The following is a 16,138-nucleotide window of genomic DNA, read 5'->3' on the forward strand; positions in this document are numbered from 1 at the left end:
GGCGCGTTTCATATGTTTCAATCGATGATCTCGTCGTAGCGCGCCATGCCAGGCAAATTCCGATCCGCGCAATCATTTCCGCCTGATTGCTGAGCGGCACATCCGAATCATTCACGCGTACGTCACCGGCGCAAGTGCACATGTGCGCGTTGCCATGCATCTGAAAACGCATGCGCAAGGGGACACATTCTGTTTCGCTCATATCTGCGGAGGGTGATATGCGATACGTTGCGATGGTGTTTGCCGCGCTGATGTTGTTTGCCGTAAAGGTTGCTCCCGTTGCAGCACAGAGCCTTCCCGGCTCGCTGGTTTCGATTCCCACATCCGATGGGTATCAATTGCAGGCCTACGTGGCGGTGCCGCAAGGCAGCGGGCCGTTTCCGCTGGTGGTGATGCCTTCGAGCTGGGCGGAAAACGATGCGGAATATGTGGGTGAGGCCAATAATCTCGCCGGTGATGGTTTCATCGTGATCAGTTACAGCTCGCGGGGTTTTGGTATCGGCTGCTCATTCGATCCGCAATGCGGTTATATCGATATCGCCGGTCCGCTCACCATTGGCGATGCCAGCACGGTGATCGACTGGGCACTGAAGAATACGCCTGCCGATGCGAACGAGATCGGCATTTCCGGCATTTCCTACGGTGGTGGCGCCAGCCTGCTTGCCGCCGAACACGATCCGCGCATCAAGGCGGTGGCGGCGCTGAGCAGCTGGGCGGATCTGGTCGCGTCGCTGGATGCCAACCAGACGCCGAGTTCGCAAGGGATAGGGCTGCTTTCCCTGGCCAGCTACATCGGCAAGCCGGGCGCGCTGATGCAGCAGTTGAATGCGAATGTGGGCAGCCTGAATTTCAGGGGCGCGGTCGACGTGATGCTGGGCGATGCCAATACGCCGGGGCGTTCGGCTATCAACGGAATCGACGAGATCAATGCCAATGCTCCGGCGGTACTGCTGGCCAATGCATTCGAGGACAGCCTGTTCGTGCCGGGCCAGCTGGTCGATTTCTATAACCGGCTTGCGGTGCCGAAGATGCTGCTGCTCTCCCATGGCGATCACACGACGGCCGAAATGAGCGGGGCGCGTGGCTTTCCGAATGAAATCTATGCCACGGTCAACGCCTGGTTCGAGCACTACTTGAAGGGTGAGCAGAACGGCATCGATACGCAGTTGCCGATCCAGCTCAAGTCGCAAACCGGTGTGTGGAGCAAGTTCGCGGATTGGAATGCTGTACAGCAGGGTGCTGTGGTCTACGCGTTGACCAAGCCTACGGGGCTGTTCGGCCTGTTTCCGACGGGCAGCCTGTCCACGGCTGGAGGAGGAAGTTGGCAATACGGCATCACCGGAGGCTATCTGACGGCAGCCACCACCGGCGTTGCCTTGGTAAGTGGCGCCCTAACGGGTTATCTGGACCTTCCTCCGCCGGTTGAACTGGCGCTGGTGAATCGATCGAACGCGGGGGTGTGGACCGGTCCGATACTGGGCCAAAACCAGAGCCTGATGGGTATGCCGTCGCTGCAGATCTCGGTCACGCCAACCACCAACCAGCTGAGCCTGATTGCGTACCTCTATAGCGTCGACCCGATCACCGGCATCGGCCAGTTGATTACATGGAAACCCTATACGTTGCTCAATGCGGCAGTCGGTACGCCGCAGGCGATCAACATGGATCTGGAGGCGACCAACTGGGAGATTCCCGCGGGCCATCAATTGGCCCTGGTCATCGACACCAGCGATATCCGCTATGCGGGCGCGACGCCCATAGGCAGCGCAGTGACCTTCAGCTCGTCGGAGGCAGTGCCTTCGACGTTGACGGTGTCGCTGCACTAACTACGCCGTCAACCGTTTCCCTCAGGGACGCGTAGGCTGGCATGATAATCCCAGCCTACGTGCTCCTGAAGCTACGGCTATACGTATGCACCTCGTCCACCAGCACCTTCACATGCTCGGGATCGACCTCGGGCGTAATGCCATGGCCGAGGTTGAAGATGTGTCCAGGATGATCGCCGTAGCTGTCGAGCACGCGCCGCACCTCGCGTCGGATCACTTCGGGACTGGCGCGCAGCACTGCCGGATCGAGGTTGCCTTGTAGCGCCACCTTGCCATTCACGGCCTGGCGGGCGTCGGCCAGATCGATGGTCCAGTCCACGCCCAGCGCGGCGCAACCGGTTTGCGCCATCTCGGCCAGATGTGCATGGGCACCCTTCGAAAACAGGATCACCGGAACATTGCGCGCCTTCGCATCGGCCTGAAGCCCATCGACGATTTGCGCCATGTAGCGCAATGAAAATTCGCGAAACGCGGCCGGACCAAGCATGCCGCCCCAGGTATCGAAGATCATCAGCGCCTGGGCGCCGGCGGCAGCCTGGGCGCTGAGATAGGCGACGACCGAGCGCGCCAGCGTATCGAGCAGCTTGTGCGCGAGCGAAGGCTCGTTCCAGCACATCGCTTTGGCGCGGGCAAAATCGCGCGAACCTTCGCCTTCCACCATGTAGCAGGCCAGCGTCCAGGGGCTGCCGGAGAAGCCGATCAGCGGCACGCGGCCAGCGAGCTCACGGCGAACCAGCCGTATGGCGTCCATCACATAGCGCAGTTCGGCTTCCATATCCGGCACGCCCAGCCGCTCCACGTCGGTGCGCGTACGCACCGGGTGTGCGAATTGCGGACCTTCACCTTGCGCGAAGGACAGGCCCAGGCCCATCGCATCCGGAATGGTGAGGATGTCGGAGAACAGGATGGCCGCATCCAGCGCATAGCGTTCGAGCGGCTGCAGCGTGACTTCGCAGGCCAGTTCAGGATTGGTGGCCAGCGCCATGAAACTGCCCGCCTTGGCGCGCGTGGCGCGATATTCGGGCAAATAGCGGCCGGCCTGGCGCATCACCCATACGGGCGTGGTGTCGACAGGCTCGCGGCGCAGGGCGCACAGCAGGCGATCGTTCTTCAGGGCAGTTGGCATCTTTAGGTTCTATCGGCGTCCGTAGGGGCCATCCACCCCTTGGGCAAAGACCACGCGGTAGCCGCGCTTGAGCTGGGCGTCGCGCACTTTTTCGAAGGCCGCTATCGCTTCATCGCGTTCCAGATACTGGTCGCGCTTGAGCGTGGCGCGGCCACCTTGAGTGCCGGACTCGCGGTAGAGCGTCCAGCCACCCAGCAGATCCTGTTCCAGCACGATCTGGACATAGCGCGGCGGCTCGGCCGAGGCAGGCATGGTTTGCAGATAAAGGCGCATGACGTCCTAAGAATGACGTTACGGCTACAAGGCCGCTAAGCCCGGCATTTTAGAGGGACCGGGGTTGGGTAGCGAGGGGACGCCGCTGCCTTCACGCATTGGCGCAGGCTTCACGCAACTGGGCCAGCACATCGGCTTCGTCGACCCCGGACACGATTTCCGCGCGCCCGATGCCGCGCCACAGAATCAGGCGTAATGTGCCGGCGGTGTTCTTCTTGTCCAGTCGCATAAAGGCCAGCAGTTGTTCCGGATCGAAGCCGGCCGGTACGCTGATCGGCAGGCCAATGGCCTTGAGCAAGCCCTCAAGGCGCAGCGTGTCGGCTTGCACACTCATGCCCAGCCGCTCGGACAGCCGTGCCGCCAACAGCATGCCCACGGCCACGCCTTCGCCGTGCAACAGGGTGGTGTAGTGGCCCGCCGTTTCCAGCGCATGGCCGAAGGTATGGCCCAGATTGAGCAGGGCGCGTTCGCCTTGTTCGGTTTCATCGCGCGCCACCACCCCGGCCTTGTAGCGCAGCTTGGTAGAGATGGCTTGTACCAGCGCGGTTTCATCGCGCGCGGCGAGTGCATCGGCGTGCTGCTCCAGCCAGGCGAAGAACCCGGCATCGCCGATCGCGGCGCCCTTGATCACTTCCGCCATGCCGGCGCGGTACTCGCGCGCGGGCAGGCTATCGAGCGTGCCTATATCGGCCACGACCGCCTGTGGCTGATGGAACGCGCCGACCAGGTTCTTGCCGGCGGGAAGATTGACGCCGGTCTTGCCGCCCACCGAGGAATCCACCATCGACAGCAGGGTGGTCGGCATCTGGATGAAATCTATGCCACGCATCCAGCAGGCGGCGGTGAAGCCGGCAAGATCGCCTACCACGCCGCCGCCGAGCGCAATGACACAGGCATCACGGGTGGCACCAAGCGTGGCCAGTGCTTCCAGTGCCAGTCCGACATTGGCAAAGCTCTTGTGCGCCTCGCCATCTTCGAGCAGGAACGAGGACCAGCGCAGGCCGTCGAGCCCATGCGCAACGCGTTCCAGATACAGCGGCGCGACAGTGCGGTTGCTGATCACCAGCGCATGCCTGCCGCGCAGCATGGCGCGCCAGCGCGCGTGATCATCCAGCAGGCCACGGCCGATCCAGACCGGATAGCTGCGCTCGCCGAGTGTGACGTGGATGGTTTCCTGGGGCGTGGTAATGCTTGTCATGCGATTTGTCTGTTCCAGTGCCGTTCGATCAGGGCAAGGCAGCGCTCGGAGGCCGTGGCGACGACTTCTTGATCGTCGCCCGGTGGAATGACCAGATCGGCGATTTCTGCATACAGCGCGGTGCGCGTGGCCGCCATCGCTTCCAGCTTGCGATGGCGATCGGCATCCGCCAGCAGCGGGCGTGACGTATCGAGCGCCAGCCGTTGCAGCTGCAGCGGTATCGTGGCCTGCAGCCATATCACGTAGCCACGTTCGGCCAGGGTGCGGCGGTTGGCCGGATCGAGCACCACACCCGCGCCGTTGGCGAGCAGCACACCGTGGCGACCGCTACACTCCTCCAGCAGGATGCGCTCGCGCTGGCGAAAGCCGGCTTCGCCTTCGATGTCGAAGATGGTGCCGACAGAGACACCGGTGCTGCGTTCGATTTCCTGGTCGAGATCGAGAAACGACAGCCCCAGGCGTGCCGCGAGCTGCCGGCCGATCGAGGTCTTGCCGGCGCCGGTGGGGCCGATCAGGAACAGGTTGCACGAAGGATTCATGGTTGGATAGTAGCAGGGCGAGGTATACGGCTGAGGTGTATGGATGTCCGAACGAATCTTGATCGCCGGCTGCGGTGACCTGGGCGAACGCGTGGCGCGCCGTTTGCTGGCGCAAGGCGATGAGGTGTACGCATTGCGCCGCCGTCCACCCGACGGAGACGACGGCATTCGCTGGCTGGCGGCGGACCTGGTTGTTCCCGCGACGCTCGCCACCTTGCCCGCAGGGATCACCCAACTGGTCTTCCCGCCGGCCCCTGACGCGCGCCAGCCGGAACTTTACCGGGCCGTTTTCCTTGATGGCCTGCGCAACATGCTCGATGCCCTGGACGCTACATCGTTGCAACGCGTGCTGTTCGTGTCTTCGAGCGCCGTCTATGGCGAACACGGCGACGATTGGGTCGATGAAATGACGCCGCCTGCGCCGCCGGGCTTCAATGGCGAGGTGTTGCTGGAGGCGGAACGGGCATTGTCGAAGCATCCGGTCGATTCGATCATCTTGCGCCTAGCCGGCCTTTACGGGCCAGGACGCTTGCAGCTGATCGAACGTCTGCGCAACGGACAGGCCATGGCGCCGCGCCAGCCACGGCACTGGGCCAATCGCATCCACGTCGAGGACGCCGCCGCGGCGATCGTGCACTTGCTTGGTTTGCGCATACATCAATCATTGTATGTGGGCGTCGACGATACGCCGCTGCCGCTGGACGTTCTTTACGATGAACTTGCCGTATTGGCTGGCGCGCCGCCCGTTCTCACCGGACCTGCACCTGCTGGCGTGGGCAGCAAGCGGCTCAGCAACGCGAGGCTGAAAGCCGGGGGCTTTTGTTTTCGCTGGCCGGATTCTCGCGCCGGATACGCGGCATTGCTGCAACACGCCACATCTGCGGCCAGGTAGCCGGGTCAAGATTGCTCAGAGATGGGAGCTGGCGTGCGTTTCGGCTGCTGGGGTACCTCGATGCCCTGCGAAGTAAGCTGTTCGCCGATGCCGTACTTGATGAGTTCCGCATCGCGGCTGATGCCGAGCTTGCGCATAGCGCTGATCTTCTGCGTACTCACCGTCTGCTTGCTGCGTTGCAGATGATGCGCGATTTCATTGATGGTGAGCCCGGATACGAATAGGCGCACTACTTCCAGTTCACGCGGGGAAAGATGGCGTCGGCGCGATGGCGACCTGCCTTGCAGGCCATGCCTCTGCACGATCGCCTCGATCCCGGGCGAAAGATAGCGTTTGCCGGCGAGTGCCGCATACACCGAGGTGGTTAGGTATTCGAGCGCATCGGCTTTGCTTATGATGCAGTTGACGTGCTGCGCCAGCAACGAACGGATCACATCGGCATGGCTCATCATGGTCAGGGCAATCAGGCCGACGTCCGGAAAACGTTGCCGGAGCAGCTCGAACAACATGATGCCATCGCCTTGGCTGCCGCCAGGCATGGCGTAGTCGGAGATGATGACGTCGACCGCATGTTTTTCCAGCGACTTCACCAGCGCCGCGGAGCTCATCGCGGAGTCCACGATCCGAATGCCCGACCGGCCTTGTAGCTCATGCAGGAGTCCCGCCAGCGTCAGCGGGTGGTCGTCAGCGATCACCACACGGATGGGGCAGCCGCCGGGCCAAGGCTTGTGTTGGGCAAATTTCGTGGACATAGGCTGCACGGCTCTTGAGTGTTTTCCGTAACGCCGCGGTTGTGCCATCGCGTAGTCGGCAGTGTGGCCAGGTGCGGAGCGTTAACTACCTGCACGGCCGCAAGGCCTTCACCAGGGATCGTGATCGAAAGATTATGGTGCGCGGAAAAGTTCAGGCAATAGTACTTTTCTTAAAATGCGTGAGACGCCTGCGAGCATGCGCAATTCTCTGCAACGTGGTAACGCTTTCAACTGTGACTGAGTCCCATCACGTGATGCCGGGTGTCGTATTCCACGCAGGTGTCGGCCAGCACGGGCAGCGTAGCCAGGGCGTGCCGGCTGAGTCGCTCGAAATGAGCGAGGAAGCGTTGCATGGCCTGCGCATCCATCGCCAATGGCGCGCGGCGCGCCAGCAATTCCTGCTCTGTCTTGCTGCGCCACTCGCGTATCACTTCCCAGTTTGGCGCCTGCAGCACGATCAGCGCGTCCAGCTTGCGCCACAGTGGCTGGTACGCGCGCAGCTGCTTGTTGACCCAATGCCGCCAGCGGCCGTCCGGGTCTTCGCTGCGTTCGAGTTCGTTCACCGGGTCTTCCAGCGCGCTTTCCAGTTGCGGCCTCAAGCCAAGGGCCCAGCCTTCCATCACCACCAGGCGTGGCGGTCGGGTCGTGCGCGGCCAGCGGGAAGGCGGCATGCGCGTGTCGCGGCCCTTGTCGAAGCGTGGCCAGGTCACCGGAAACTTTTCTGTCGCGTTCGGCAGGGCGGTCAGCACGGATAGCAGTAGCTCGATCTCGTGAGTACCGGGCACGCCACGTGTCTTCAACAGCGGGTGCACTTGCTGGGCGAGCGCTTCGCGTTCACTGCGCGAATAGTAGAAATCGTCGAGGGCGAGCACTTCCGTAGGCCAGCCGCGATGCTCGGCCTGGGTCTTGATCACCCGGGCCAGGCTGCTCTTGCCGCTACCTTGCAGGCCGGACAGGCCAAGCACGTATGGCCGCTGCATCCGCGCGATGCGGCCGGCGTAATGATCCAGCAAATGGCCGGCTAGGGCCTCGGTCTGCGTGCTAGCATCATCCTTCATTGCGTAATCATGACGTGCGCTGGCTACGATTCAAGACCTATGTTGAAATCCGAAATTCTTGACACCTTCAACACCCTGTTGGATCAGGCCGTGGCTAGTGGCGATCCTGAACCCACCGCCATGAACCTGTCCAGCGTCGATGCTGGCGGGCGCGTCAGCTCGCGCATCGTCCTGCTGAAAGGGGCGGACCAGCGCGGATTCCGGTTCTTCACCAACTACGAAAGCGACAAGGGCGAGCAGATGGAGGCGCATGCCCAAGTGGCCCTGTGTTTTCACTGGAAGCGCCTGCGCGAAGGCGTGCAGGTACGGGTCGAAGGCGTGGCGCGCAAGCTTACGGCGGAAGAATCCGATGCTTATTTTGCGAGCCGGCCGCGTGGCAGCCAGATCGGGGCATGGGCTTCGCTGCAATCGCAGACCCTGGCCACGCGCGATATGTTTGAGCAACGCGTGGAGCATTACGAGCAGCAGTTCGCCGGCCGCGACGTGACGCGTCCGCCGCACTGGGGCGGCTATCTGGTCGAGCCGGACATGGTTGAGTTCTGGTACGGCGCCGATTTCCGCCTGCATGAACGCGTGCGCTGGGATCGCCACGGCCAGACCTGGACCCACCGGCTGCTTTATCCATGATGAGGAGCGCGCCATGAGCCGAGCCACCCCCGCGGAACATGTCGCGCAGAACGGCTTCACGGTGCACACGCGCGGCCGCGGTTTCAGCGAAATCTCCGACAAAGTCGCCGAACTGGTGGCGGCCAGCGGTGTGCACACCGGCATCGTCAACGTTTTCACCACCCACACCAGTTGCTCGTTGCTGATCAGCGAAAACGCCGATCCTTCGGTGCGTGCCGACTTGGAACGATGGTTTGCTCGTGCGGTGCCCGATGGCGATGCGATCTTCCAGCATGATGCCGAGGGTCCCGACGACATGCCTTCCCATGTCAGGGCCATCCTGACCGGCGTAAGCCTCACGCTTCCCGTGCACGGCGGCAAGCCGCAGCTTGGCACCTGGCAGGGCATTTACCTGTGGGAACACCGATTGGATCCGCATCAGCGCAAGGTGACGGTGACGGTATTCGGACATTGATACTAATGACTGCAAACGACTCCTTTCCCAACCGCATCGTCTGTCTTACCGAAGAACCCACCGAAGTGCTGTACGCACTGGGCGAGGAACATCGCATCGTCGGCATTTCCGGTTTTACGGTACGCCCGCCGCGCGCGCGCAAGGAGAAGCCGAAGGTATCGGCCTTCACCAGCGCAAAGCTCGATGAAATCCTGGCGCTTGAGCCGGATCTGGTGATCGGTTTCTCCGACATGCAGGCGGATATCGCGCGCGACCTGATACGCGCAGGTGTCGAAGTCTGGATCAGCAATCACCGCAGCGTGGCAGGCATTCTTGCCTACATCCGCCGGCTCGGCGCGATGGTGGGCGCCAGCGAAAAAGCCGAGGACTATGCACGGCGCGCCGAGGCGCATCTTGCCGAGGTGCGCGCCGCTGCGGCGGCGTGGCCGAGGCGGCCAAAGGTCTATTTCGAGGAGTGGGACGAGCCGATCATTACCGGCATCCGCTGGGTGGCTGAGCTGATCGGCATTGCCGGCGGCGAAGACCTGTTTCCCGAGCTTGCCCGCGAATCGTTGGCGAAAAACCGTATTCTGGCCGATGGCGGCGAAGTGGTGCGCCGGGCGCCGGACATCATTCTCGGTTCATGGTGCGGTAAGCGTTTTCGCCCCGAGCGGGTGGCGCAGCGGCCGGGCTGGGAGGCGATTCCCGCCGTACGCGATGGCGATATGCACGAGATCAAATCGCCGATCATCCTGCAGCCGGGGCCGGCGGCATTGTTTGATGGACTGGATGCGATGCACGCCGTGTTTGCGCAGTGGGCTGCGCGTCGGGCGTAGGCTGGGATTGTCATCCCATCCCACCAGGCCTAGCGCGCCAAGCTTGCGCCGAAATCGAACAATGGCGCGGCGATCAGCCGTTGCGCCAGCAGCAGGATGATCATCACCAGCATGGGTGAGAAATCGAGGTTGCCAGCCACCAGCCTGCCGCGCAACGGGCGCAACAGTGGTTCCACGATGACGCTGGCCAGGCGGATCATCGGATGGTACGGATCGGGTGCGAACATGCTGAGCAGCGACCAGCCGAACAGCACTACGATGTAGAACATCAGCACGAAGCTGAGCAGGTCGGCCAGAGAGATCACCAGCAAGCCGGCCAGTGCGGGCACGAAGCCCGCCAAGGCTGAAAGCAGCAGCCTCTCCAGGACGAAAGTGAGCCACAAGATCAGCAGGGCGGCCAGATTGATGCGCCGCCAGTTCGGCAGTACCCGGCGGATCGGCGCCAGCACCAGGTTGGTATAGCGATAGACGAACTGGCTGAGCGGATTGTGGAAGTCCGCCCGGTTGGCCTCCGCCAGCAGGCGGACCAGGAACAGCGTGGCGATGGCGCCGAACGCCAGTTGGACCAGCATGGATAAAGCGTCAACGAAGTATGACATCGATCATTCCTTGTCCAGGGCAGCGGCAAGTTCGGCGCCGCGCCGGGTGGCGGCAGCCACGGCGCGGGCGACGATGCGCGGGAACTGGTCGGCGCTGAAGCTTTCCAGTGCGGCCTGGGTGGTGCCGTTGGGGGAGGTGACGCGCTGGCGCAGGGTGGCCGGTGCTTCATTGCTTTCCACCAGCATGCGGCCGGCGCCGAGGCAGGTCTGCGTGGCGAGCATACGGGCGGTTTCCCGTGGCATGCCCTGTGCCACGGCGGCCTCTTCCAGCGCCTCCACGAAGGCAAAGAAATAGGCCGGACCGGAACCGGAAAGGGCGGTGACGGTGTCCATCTGCGCTTCATCGTCGATCCAGCGCGTGATGCCCACTGCGTCAAGGATGTGCTGCGCCTGCTCCCGCTGCTGGGGAGTGACGCGCAGATTGGCGCACAAGCCGGTGGCGCCGGCGCCGATCAGGGCCGGTGTATTGGGCATGCAGCGCACGATCGGCAGCAAGCTGCCGAACCAGCGTTCCAATTGGTCGATGCGCACGCCGGCGGCAATCGAGATCAGCAGCGGGCGGTTGCGTTGCAGGGTATCGCGCAGTTCGTGGTGGATGGCGGGCATCACCTGGGGCTTTACCGCCAACACCAGCACGCCGGCGTCCGCCGCGGCCAAACGGTTGTCGTCGAAGGTGGCCACGCCGAAGTCGCGGCCCAGGCTTTCACGCGCCTGCGCCATGGGCTCGGCCACGCACAGCTTGGCGGCCGGCACGCCGGTCTTGAGCAGGCCGCCGATCAGGCTGCGCGCCATGTTGCCGCCGCCGATGAATGCGATGTGGGTCATGTTGGGTGGGGTGGTCCTTGGGTTCCAGCGCCATACCTTAACAGCAGCGCCGGTCCGGCTGAGTGAGCGGCTCACCCGCATTCCCTTGTGCCAGGCCGCTCCGGCTGGGGATGCTTGGCGCATGTCTTCACATCGCGCAGCCGCAGCTTGCGGCAGCGTGAATGTGTGTGCGCTCGCATTTGTCGAGGTGCATGGCGCTGCCGATACCGGAAAAGCTGGCTGCGCGCCCCGCGCCGCGAGTAGTATCGGCATCGTTGCAAAGGAGCGGGGGAATGGCGGGCGAGCATGCCCTGCCAGTGCATCTGTCCGGGTGACCTCCCGTCGTTCTGCTGCGGCTTGCGTATTCGTACAAGACGATCGGTTTTGGGGGACTACATCCGATGGATATCGCCGAACTGCTTGCCTTCTCGGTGAAGAACAAGGCTTCCGACTTGCATCTGTCGGCGGGCCTGCCGCCGATGATCCGTGTGGACGGCGACGTGCGCCGCATCAACATTCCCGCCCTGGACCACAAACAGGTGCATGCGCTGATCTACGACATCATGTCGGACAAGCAGCGCCGCGACTACGAAGAATTCTTCGAGACCGACTTTTCGTTCGAGATTCCCGGACTGGCGCGCTTCCGCGTCAACGCGTTCAACCAGAACCGCGGCGCCGGCTCGGTGTTCCGTACCATTCCCTCCGAGGTGCTGACCCTGGACGACCTGGGTTGCCCGAAGATATTCCGGGAGCTGATCGAGCAGCCGCAAGGCCTGATCCTGGTCACCGGGCCGACCGGCTCGGGCAAGTCGACCACGCTGGCGGCCATGGTCGACCATATCAACAAGAACGAATACGGCCATATCCTCACCGTCGAGGATCCGATCGAATTCGTGCACACCTCGCAGAAGTGCCTGGTCAATCAGCGCGAGGTGCATCGCGATACGCACGGCTTTAACGAAGCGCTGCGTTCGGCGCTGCGTGAAGACCCCGACTACATCCTGGTGGGTGAGTTGCGCGACCTGGAAACCATCCGCCTGGCGCTCACCGCCGCGGAAACCGGCCACTTGGTGTTCGGCACGCTGCATACCAGCTCCGCAGCCAAGACCATCGACCGCATCATCGACGTGTTCCCGGCCGGCGAGAAGCCGATGGTGCGCTCGATGCTGTCCGAATCGCTGCGCGCGGTGATTTCGCAGTCTCTGCTCAAAAAGGTGGGCGGCGGCCGTATCGCCTCGCACGAGATCATGGTGGGCATACCCGCCATCCGCAACCTGATCCGTGAGGACAAGGTGGCGCAGATGTATTCATCCATCCAGACCGGTCAGCAATACGGCATGCAGACCCTGGACCAGAACCTGCTCGACCTGGTGAAGCGCGGCTTGGTCACGCGCCAGCAGGCGATCGGATATGCGAAGAACAAGGAAGTGTTCAAGTGAAGGGGATACGCCCCGACGGGAGCACGCCATGAGCGAATTCGACTTTACCTCCTTCCTCAAGCTGATGGTCCACAAGAAGGCCTCGGACCTGTTCATCACCGCCGGCGTACCGCCGTCAATGAAGGTGCAGGGGCGGGTGGTGCCGATCACGCAAAGTCCGCTGTCCGCGCAGCAGGCACGCGACATGGTGGTCAACGTCATGACGCCGATGCAGCGCGAGGAGTTCGAAAAGACGCACGAATGCCAGTTCGCGATTTCCGCGCAGGGCGTGGGCCGCTTTCGTGTGTCGGCTTTCTACCAGCGCAACTGCGTGGGCATGGTGCTGCGCCGGATCGAATCGAAGATTCCCACTATTGAAGAACTGAGCCTGCCGCCGGTGATCAAGCAGCTGGCCATGACCAAGCGCGGCATCATTATCTTCGTGGGCGCGACCGGTACCGGTAAGTCCACCTCGCTGGCGTCGATGGTGGGCTACCGCAACCAGAATTCCACCGGTCACATCATCACCATCGAAGACCCGATCGAATACGTGCATAAGCATGAGGGCTGCATCATCACCCAGCGCGAGATCGGCATCGACACCGACAATTGGGAAAACGCGCTGAAAAACACCTTGCGCCAGGCGCCCGACGTGATCCTGATCGGCGAGGTGCGTACGCGCGAGACGATGGAGTTCGCGATCAATTTCGCCGAAACCGGTCACTTGTGCCTGTGTACCCTGCATGCCAACAACGCCAACCAGGCGATCGACCGCATCCTGCACTTTTTCCCGGAGGACCGCCGCCAGCAGCTGTTCATGGACTTGTCCCTGAACCTCAAGGGCATCGTGGCGCAGCAGCTTATTCCCACGCCGGACGGCAAGGCCCGTCGCGTGGCGATGGAAGTGATGCTGGGCACGCCACTGGTGCAGGATTACATCCGCCAAGGCGAAATCCACAAGCTCAAGGAAGTGATGAAGGAATCCACCAACCTCGGCATGATGACCTTCGACCAGAGCCTGGTACAGCTGTACCACGCCGGCGAGATCAGCTACGAGGATGCGCTGCGCCACGCCGACAGCGCCAACGAAGTGCGCTTGCGCATCAAGCTGGCGCAAGGTGGTGACGCGCATACCTTGTCGCAGGGATTGGAAGGGGTGGAGTTGGAGGAGGATCAGGCCGACAAGGGTGGCATGGGCGGGGGCTTCCTGAGACGCTGAGCGCCAAGCTCCGTTGGCGCGAACGTCATTCCCGCGTACGCGGGAAGCCACTTTGCTCTGATCTAAAGGCCTCGTAGCTGATGGGATGAAATCCCAGCAACTTGCGGCTGAACGAAGCTGGGATTGCCATCCCAGCCTACGTAAAAAAGGGGCGCATGGCCCCTTTTTTGTTATTTCAATTCCGTATGCGTGGTAATGACCAAACCCTGGTCTTCCATCCGCACGGCCGCACTGATCGCCTTGATGCGCGCCGCTTCAGACTTCATCGCTTCGAACTGTGCCTTGGTGCCGGCGAGCGCCGCTTTCTGGTCATTTTGCGCGTCGGCATCGTCCGGATTCATGGTGGCGTTTATCGCGGCGGTGGATTCGGCGCGCTGTTCCAGCAGGTTGATCCAGTTGGCGTACATGTCGCCATCCAGATGCGTGCGCATGAGTTCACCGGCATTGCCGCCGGGTTGCTGCATGACGTCCGCCAGCTTGCTGTCTTCGTTGGCGCCCAACGCGAGGCCGATGGACTTACCGCCCATGGCCGCCCACCCGGATTCGCCCAGGGCATTGGTGAGCTGCGCCGGTAGCGCGGCGGGCTTGCCATCGCCGCTGAGCTTGATGCCGTTGAGCATCGGACTGGTTACTTGCGCCATCGCCAGCAAGCCAGCCGGATTGTTGGTGCCGATCACGACGCGACCGGACAATTTGGGCATGCCGCCATTGGGGTTGGGGGTGTAGCTATCCAGCGCGACATGCAGGCCGAGCAGGTCGCCGATCGGCGGCACCGCGGCCTTCTGCATGCTGTCGCCCAGGCTGTTGAAGGTGTCGTTGAGATTGTCGAGCATCGGGCAGGTGAATGGCTTGTCCGCCACCGCTTGGGCCTGTGCGCTCCAGAAAGCGCGCAGTTGCGGCATCGGCAAGGCCAGGCTCAGCTCGAATGGCGCAGTCGGGTCGGTGCCAAGGCCAGGCAATTCCACCTTCATGCCGCTGAATGCGCTGACGATGTCACTGGCCAGCGATACGTCGAACCGCATGTCACGATGTTTTTCATCCAGTGTGGTGTAGCCCATGCTCATCGCCGGCATGCGCGATGCGATACGCGATGCCTCGCTCTGGCAGCTGGGGGCCACCTGCATGATGTTCGCTACTGGTTCGCCGGTCTTGGCCGATTCGTTTTCCGCGCGCATTTTCAACAGGGCCTGCGCCAGCGGATCCTGGCCGCCCACCAGCAGCGGCAGCAGGCGGGTCAGATCCACTTCGCCCACCGCCCACTTCGCATAGCCCTTGGACTTGGCCAACTTGGCCAGGCGATCGGTATCCTGCACGCTCTTGGCCGGGCGATCCAGGCCCAGTGCCTGACGCAGCAGCGGCTGTCCGGCATCCTGCGGCACCAGCGCAAGCACGGCCTGCTTGCCGGCTACCGCGATGATGAATTGCACGTGCGAAGCCGGTGCGATGTAACGCTGGTAGGTTTGCGTACCCAGCGTCACCACGTCGAACTTCTTGCCGTAGTCGCTCTGGATCTTGGCAACGAAGCCCTCGAACGCCTTCGCATCAGCCAGCTCCAGGCGCAGCACCGGCGACAGGCCCAGGCCATAGAACGCCATGTAGCCCTTAGGATCGACACCGGTCGCCTGGATCACTTGCGTGGCCGTCTTGCCGTCGAATTCGGCCGCCACCGTGCGCAGGTACTTGGCCATGTCCGGATCTTTCTCGGCGAGCTGATCGGCCTGTGTTTTCATCTGCGCGACCTGCGCAGGCAGCTCGGCATCGACCTGGGTGAGAATGGCCTTGCGTGTCTGGTCGTCCAGCACGTCCAGATTGGCCATCACATAGGGGGTGTCCGCCGGCGCGAAGGCCAGGGGGGCGTCCTTGTCTTTGTGCGAGCAGGCGGCCAGCAGCAGGCCGGAGAACGCCAGCGCCAGCACGCGCTTGGATCTACGCATAGTTCATCCCCAGGGGAGTCGTCATTTTCGGCGGCATTATGCCTGCTTTGGTGTGCGCGTTGGGGTGTGGTCCCCAACAGCCCCCTTTTGTGTTGTCGCACTGTTGCAGCATGTCGCAACCGTGTTGCATTGCCTGCGGCGCTTTCGGTCGCAAGCGACCGAGTCACTTCTCTTTGCTGGCCCAAAGAGAAGTAACCAAGAGAAATGGCCTAGAAGGCTCGTGGCATGGGAAGGGTAAAAGCCTGAACGTGTATGGCGAGACAGGTGCTTGTTCGCCCAGGGCTCTACGGCGCGGCTATACCGCAACACGTCCAGACGCTGAGGAAGTAAAGGGCGCGTAGGCTGGGATGCTAATCCCAGCTTTCCACAGGGTATCCCGATGCTGGGATTGTCATCCCAGCCTACGCGCTTGCGGCCTTGCTTTAAGCCCTCAGCGCTTCGACGCCTCGCGGTATAGCGGCGCCGTCTAAGCTTGGCCCGCCATCGATCGCCGCAAGGCGCAATCGTTCAGGCTTGTAACCTAACCCAGCGCCAAGAGCTCGTCAGGCCATTTCTTTGGGTTACTTTTCTTTGGGCCAGTGTATGGACCGGAGAGATGGTGGAC

General features: G+C 62.6%; 16 protein-coding genes. 7 read left to right on the forward strand and 9 right to left on the reverse strand.

Annotated features, from left to right (window positions below):
* Positions 1 to 218 precede the first annotated feature (218 nt).
* Positions 219 to 1,826 (forward strand): CocE/NonD family hydrolase, encoded by a 1,608-nt coding sequence (locus QQJ96_RS11325; protein WP_284332105.1) that lies wholly within the window; start codon positions 219 to 221, stop codon positions 1,824 to 1,826.
* A gap of 55 nt (positions 1,827 to 1,881) precedes the next feature.
* Here QQJ96_RS11325 and hemE read toward each other — a convergent pair whose 3' ends face one another.
* The 4 genes from hemE to QQJ96_RS11345 all read right to left on the reverse strand — a co-directional run bounded on the left by hemE (position 1,882) and on the right by QQJ96_RS11345 (position 4,962).
* Positions 1,882 to 2,952 (reverse strand): uroporphyrinogen decarboxylase, encoded by a 1,071-nt coding sequence (hemE, locus tag QQJ96_RS11330; RefSeq protein WP_284332106.1) that lies wholly within the window; start codon positions 2,950 to 2,952, stop codon positions 1,882 to 1,884.
* Positions 2,953 to 2,961: 9 nt separating this feature from the next.
* Complete coding sequence (locus tag QQJ96_RS11335) at positions 2,962 to 3,225, reverse strand: WGR domain-containing protein (protein WP_126684421.1); 264 nt, start codon at positions 3,223 to 3,225, stop codon at positions 2,962 to 2,964.
* Positions 3,226 to 3,316: 91 nt separating this feature from the next.
* Positions 3,317 to 4,423, reverse strand: coding sequence for a 3-dehydroquinate synthase (gene aroB / locus QQJ96_RS11340; RefSeq protein WP_284332107.1), 1,107 nt, complete (start codon positions 4,421 to 4,423; stop codon positions 3,317 to 3,319).
* On the reverse strand, positions 4,420 to 4,962 hold the full coding sequence (locus QQJ96_RS11345; protein ID WP_284332108.1) for a shikimate kinase: 543 nt from the start codon (positions 4,960 to 4,962) through the stop codon (positions 4,420 to 4,422). Before QQJ96_RS11345 ends, aroB begins: the two co-directional genes overlap by 4 nt.
* Before the next feature lie 43 nt (positions 4,963 to 5,005).
* On the opposite strand from QQJ96_RS11345, the gene QQJ96_RS11350 reads away from it, so the two are divergent.
* Positions 5,006 to 5,854, forward strand: a complete 849-nt coding sequence (locus tag QQJ96_RS11350) for an NAD-dependent epimerase/dehydratase family protein (protein WP_284332109.1) — start codon at positions 5,006 to 5,008, stop codon at positions 5,852 to 5,854.
* Between the two features lie 5 nt (positions 5,855 to 5,859).
* Here the strand turns inward: QQJ96_RS11350 and QQJ96_RS11355 are convergent, their stop codons facing one another.
* Together QQJ96_RS11355 and QQJ96_RS11360 are read right to left on the reverse strand one after the other, a co-directional pair.
* Positions 5,860 to 6,606: a response regulator gene (locus QQJ96_RS11355; RefSeq protein WP_284332110.1), complete on the reverse strand. Its 747-nt coding sequence runs from the start codon at positions 6,604 to 6,606 to the stop codon at positions 5,860 to 5,862.
* Between the two features lie 227 nt (positions 6,607 to 6,833).
* Positions 6,834 to 7,664, reverse strand: coding sequence for a kinase (locus QQJ96_RS11360; protein WP_284332111.1), 831 nt, complete (start codon positions 7,662 to 7,664; stop codon positions 6,834 to 6,836).
* 39 nt (positions 7,665 to 7,703) lie between these two features.
* Between QQJ96_RS11360 and pdxH the strand changes: the two genes are divergently transcribed.
* The 3 genes from pdxH to QQJ96_RS11375 are packed head-to-tail and all read left to right on the forward strand — an operon-like array spanning position 7,704 to position 9,560.
* Positions 7,704 to 8,291, forward strand: a complete 588-nt coding sequence (gene pdxH / locus QQJ96_RS11365; RefSeq protein ID WP_284332112.1) for a pyridoxamine 5'-phosphate oxidase — start codon at positions 7,704 to 7,706, stop codon at positions 8,289 to 8,291.
* A gap of 13 nt (positions 8,292 to 8,304) precedes the next feature.
* Positions 8,305 to 8,745: a secondary thiamine-phosphate synthase enzyme YjbQ gene (locus QQJ96_RS11370; RefSeq protein WP_284332113.1), complete on the forward strand. Its 441-nt coding sequence runs from the start codon at positions 8,305 to 8,307 to the stop codon at positions 8,743 to 8,745.
* 5 nt (positions 8,746 to 8,750) lie between these two features.
* Positions 8,751 to 9,560: a cobalamin-binding protein gene (locus QQJ96_RS11375; protein ID WP_284332114.1), complete on the forward strand. Its 810-nt coding sequence runs from the start codon at positions 8,751 to 8,753 to the stop codon at positions 9,558 to 9,560.
* A gap of 29 nt (positions 9,561 to 9,589) precedes the next feature.
* Here the strand turns inward: QQJ96_RS11375 and QQJ96_RS11380 are convergent, their stop codons facing one another.
* Both QQJ96_RS11380 and proC read right to left on the reverse strand, forming a co-directional pair.
* Positions 9,590 to 10,159 (reverse strand): YggT family protein, encoded by a 570-nt coding sequence (locus QQJ96_RS11380; RefSeq protein ID WP_284332115.1) that lies wholly within the window; start codon positions 10,157 to 10,159, stop codon positions 9,590 to 9,592.
* A gap of 3 nt (positions 10,160 to 10,162) precedes the next feature.
* Complete coding sequence (gene proC / locus QQJ96_RS11385) at positions 10,163 to 10,984, reverse strand: pyrroline-5-carboxylate reductase (RefSeq protein ID WP_284332116.1); 822 nt, start codon at positions 10,982 to 10,984, stop codon at positions 10,163 to 10,165.
* A gap of 380 nt (positions 10,985 to 11,364) precedes the next feature.
* Here proC and QQJ96_RS11390 point away from each other — a divergent pair, with 380 nt between their 5' ends.
* Both QQJ96_RS11390 and QQJ96_RS11395 read left to right on the forward strand, forming a co-directional pair.
* Complete coding sequence (locus tag QQJ96_RS11390) at positions 11,365 to 12,402, forward strand: type IV pilus twitching motility protein PilT (protein WP_284332117.1); 1,038 nt, start codon at positions 11,365 to 11,367, stop codon at positions 12,400 to 12,402.
* A gap of 28 nt (positions 12,403 to 12,430) precedes the next feature.
* Entirely contained in the window at positions 12,431 to 13,600 is a 1,170-nt protein-coding gene (locus QQJ96_RS11395) for a PilT/PilU family type 4a pilus ATPase (protein ID WP_284332118.1), read from the forward strand.
* Positions 13,601 to 13,770: 170 nt separating this feature from the next.
* Here the strand turns inward: QQJ96_RS11395 and QQJ96_RS11400 are convergent, their stop codons facing one another.
* Positions 13,771 to 15,534, reverse strand: a complete 1,764-nt coding sequence (locus QQJ96_RS11400) for an outer membrane protein assembly factor BamD (RefSeq protein WP_284332119.1) — start codon at positions 15,532 to 15,534, stop codon at positions 13,771 to 13,773.
* Positions 15,535 to 16,138 lie beyond the last annotated feature (604 nt).

The sequence above is a fragment of the Dyella flagellata genome (genome assembly GCF_030160275.1).
GTDB classification, from domain to species: domain Bacteria; phylum Pseudomonadota; class Gammaproteobacteria; order Xanthomonadales; family Rhodanobacteraceae; genus Dyella_B; species Dyella_B flagellata.

What these genes read in the sequence shown, in the direction of transcription:
- QQJ96_RS11325 (WP_284332105.1), top strand. Translation starts at nt 219, where the DNA reads ATGCGATACGTTGCGATGGTGTTTGCCGCGCTGATGTTGTTTGCCGTA.
- hemE (WP_284332106.1), bottom strand. Translation starts at nt 2,952, where the DNA reads ATGCCAACTGCCCTGAAGAACGATCGCCTGCTGTGCGCCCTGCGCCGC.
- QQJ96_RS11335 (WP_126684421.1), bottom strand. Translation starts at nt 3,225, where the DNA reads ATGCGCCTTTATCTGCAAACCATGCCTGCCTCGGCCGAGCCGCCGCGC.
- aroB (WP_284332107.1), bottom strand. Translation starts at nt 4,423, where the DNA reads ATGACAAGCATTACCACGCCCCAGGAAACCATCCACGTCACACTCGGC.
- QQJ96_RS11345 (WP_284332108.1), bottom strand. Translation starts at nt 4,962, where the DNA reads ATGAATCCTTCGTGCAACCTGTTCCTGATCGGCCCCACCGGCGCCGGC.
- QQJ96_RS11350 (WP_284332109.1), top strand. Translation starts at nt 5,006, where the DNA reads ATGTCCGAACGAATCTTGATCGCCGGCTGCGGTGACCTGGGCGAACGC.
- QQJ96_RS11355 (WP_284332110.1), bottom strand. Translation starts at nt 6,606, where the DNA reads ATGTCCACGAAATTTGCCCAACACAAGCCTTGGCCCGGCGGCTGCCCC.
- QQJ96_RS11360 (WP_284332111.1), bottom strand. Translation starts at nt 7,664, where the DNA reads ATGAAGGATGATGCTAGCACGCAGACCGAGGCCCTAGCCGGCCATTTG.
- pdxH (WP_284332112.1), top strand. Translation starts at nt 7,704, where the DNA reads ATGTTGAAATCCGAAATTCTTGACACCTTCAACACCCTGTTGGATCAG.
- QQJ96_RS11370 (WP_284332113.1), top strand. Translation starts at nt 8,305, where the DNA reads ATGAGCCGAGCCACCCCCGCGGAACATGTCGCGCAGAACGGCTTCACG.
- QQJ96_RS11375 (WP_284332114.1), top strand. Translation starts at nt 8,751, where the DNA reads ATGACTGCAAACGACTCCTTTCCCAACCGCATCGTCTGTCTTACCGAA.
- QQJ96_RS11380 (WP_284332115.1), bottom strand. Translation starts at nt 10,159, where the DNA reads ATGTCATACTTCGTTGACGCTTTATCCATGCTGGTCCAACTGGCGTTC.
- proC (WP_284332116.1), bottom strand. Translation starts at nt 10,984, where the DNA reads ATGACCCACATCGCATTCATCGGCGGCGGCAACATGGCGCGCAGCCTG.
- QQJ96_RS11390 (WP_284332117.1), top strand. Translation starts at nt 11,365, where the DNA reads ATGGATATCGCCGAACTGCTTGCCTTCTCGGTGAAGAACAAGGCTTCC.
- QQJ96_RS11395 (WP_284332118.1), top strand. Translation starts at nt 12,431, where the DNA reads ATGAGCGAATTCGACTTTACCTCCTTCCTCAAGCTGATGGTCCACAAG.
- QQJ96_RS11400 (WP_284332119.1), bottom strand. Translation starts at nt 15,534, where the DNA reads ATGCGTAGATCCAAGCGCGTGCTGGCGCTGGCGTTCTCCGGCCTGCTG.